The organism is Streptomyces sp. NPDC050528, from assembly GCF_044457795.1.
In the GTDB taxonomy this organism is placed as follows: Bacteria; Actinomycetota; Actinomycetes; order Streptomycetales; family Streptomycetaceae; genus Streptomyces.
This window is the reverse complement of the sequence record NZ_JBITHH010000035.1, coordinates 1-2,570: the sequence shown is the minus strand read 5'-3', so window position 1 is coordinate 2,570 and position 2,570 is coordinate 1. Positions and strand designations below refer to the sequence as shown.

Genomic DNA, 2,570 nt, shown 5'->3' with positions numbered 1-2,570 from the left:
GCCACCACAGACTCCGCACCCACGCCAACCCCACGCAGATACCAAGCCACCCGATTCGCACGCGCATCCAACTCCGCATACGTCAACTCAGCACCGTCACCCACCACCGCCATCGCATCCGGAACCGCCGCCACCTGACGCTCGAACAAGCCCACCACCGTGCCGCCGACACCCTCCACCGCGGTGTCATTCCACTCCACCAACACCTGATCCCGCTCCCGCGCATCGAGCACATCCACACCACGCAGCGGAACATCACACCCATCACGCAAAGACACACCCAACGCGGCAACAAGACCCTCCACCGCACCACCAAACAACCGCGCCACCGCATACGGATCCACAGAATCCACAGCCTGAACACTCAGGGTGAACCCATCAGAACCGAGGTCGTTGACCCCTACGGCCAGCGGATAGTTGGTTCGGTTCTGAACCCGTACGGATTGAATTCCCTCTATGACCTTGTCTTGGGCTGCAGCCTCGCCCCGATTCGCGGGTTGCCCGATGTAGCGGTAGTTGAACAGCGAGGTGAACAATGGCGTGTTCTCCGCGATGCCGCTGGCCTGCTGCGCCACCGCCAACGGCGCATGCTCATGCTCCAACAACGCCGCCAACTGGGACCGCATCTGCTCCACCGCAGCACGAACCCCGACCTGATCAGTCCGCACCCGCACCGGCAGCGTGTTCATGAACGGACCGACAACCCGGTCGGCACCAGCACCAGCGTTCATCCGCCCGAACAACACCGTGCCGAACACCACGTCATCACGACCCGACAACACACCGAGCACTCGCGCCCACGCCACATGCACGATCGTGGCCGCGCTGACCCCCAACCGCCGTGCCAGCTCCCGCAGTTGGTCGACGACCTCCTGCGGCACCGGCAACTCGGCGGTCACCAAGTCCGCGTCGTCGCCGCGGACGTCCATCAGTCCATACGGCGCGGTCGGCTCGCTCACATCCCCCAACAGCTCGGCGAAGAACCGCTCATGCTCCTCACGCGAAACACTCCGAGCCTGAGCAACAAAATTCCGGAACGGCAACACCGCGGCCAGGTCGTCATCCGTGCCGGTCAGGATCGCCTGAAGTTCCTGCATGAGCACATCCAGCCCATGATGATCCAGGACAAGGTGGTGCATCCGCAGCAACCCCAGCCAGTGGCCATCCGCGACCTCTGCCACGTGCAGGTCCATCAGCGGCGGCCGGCCCAGGTCCATCACCTTCCCGACCTGATCGACCAACGCGGCCACCGGATCAGCCTCGGCACCGTCGAGGACATGAGTCACCACCGGCAGCACGGCCCGCCGCCACACCACCTGCACCGGCTCCGGCAACCCTTCCCACACCACCGCCGTGCGATAGATGTCATGCCGATCCACCACCCGCTGCAACGCCTCAGCGAACTCCCCCAACCGCACCCGCGAGTCGAACTCCAGCACCCGCATCGTCACGTACGGGTCCTTGCCCCCGTCGGCTATCAAGTGGTGGAACAACAAGCCTTCCTGCAACGGCGCCAGCGGATACACGTCCGCCACGTTTGCCGCGCCGCCGTCGACCCCGGCAACGATCCGCTCCACATCAGCGTCGGACAACTCCACCAACGGCAGCATGTCGGCCGTGATCCGCGCCGCGCCCGTTGGGATCAGGTTCTCCGGCACCACCACCGGCTCGGCCGCCGCCGCCCCAGCCAACCCCGCCGGCGTCGGCGCCTCGAACAACGCCCGCACCGACACCGACACACCCAGCTCGCGAAGCCGCTCCACCAGCGACACGGCCAACAGCGAATGCCCACCCAGCTCGAAGAAGTCGTCGTCCACCCCCACCGACTCCACACCCAACACCTGCGCGAACACCCCGCACAGGATCTCCTCCTGCACCGACACCGGCCCCCGACCCGAACGAGCACTCCCACCCACGCTGTAATCCGGCGCCGGCAACGCCCGCCGGTCCAACTTCCCACTCACCGTCAACGGCAACTCATCAAGCACCACCACAGCGGAGGGCACCATGTACTCCGGCAACCGCGCCCCCGCCAACTCCCGCACCAGAGCAGGCAGATCCTCTTCACCCGCGTCCTCGCCAGCCGGCACCACATAAGCCACCAGCCGCTTGTCACCAGGAATGTCTTCGCGAGCGATCACCGCAGCCTGAGCGATCTCCGGATGCGAACACAGGACCGCCTCGACCTCGCCGGGTTCGATCCGGAACCCACGAACCTTCACCTGCTCATCAGCCCGGCCGACGAAGACGAGCTGCCCGTCCGCCATCCACTTCACCAGGTCCCCGGTCCGGTACATCCGCTCACCGGCACCGAACGGACAGGCCACAAACCGCTCCGCGGTCAGCGCCACCCGGCCGACATAACCCCGCGCCACCCCAGCACCCGCCACATACAACTCACCCACCACACCCACCGGAACCGGCGACAGACCCCCATCCAGCACAAACAACCGGGTATTCGCGATCGGCCGGCCAATCGGCACCACCCCACCAGCCACCACCTCCCCCGACAACCGACCCGTCGCCACCCCCACCGTCGTCTCCGTCGGCCCGTAATGATTGAACACCGG

Annotated in this window: 1 protein-coding gene; it reads right to left on the bottom strand. The window is 66.0% G+C overall.

Translation table 11 applies throughout. From position 1 onward, the window contains the following. Nucleotides 1-2,534 (bottom strand): condensation domain-containing protein (locus ACIBK4_RS50450; RefSeq protein ID WP_399006965.1); only part of this gene is annotated, 2,534 nt, incomplete at its 3' end. Nucleotides 2,535-2,570: the final 36 nt, after the last annotated feature.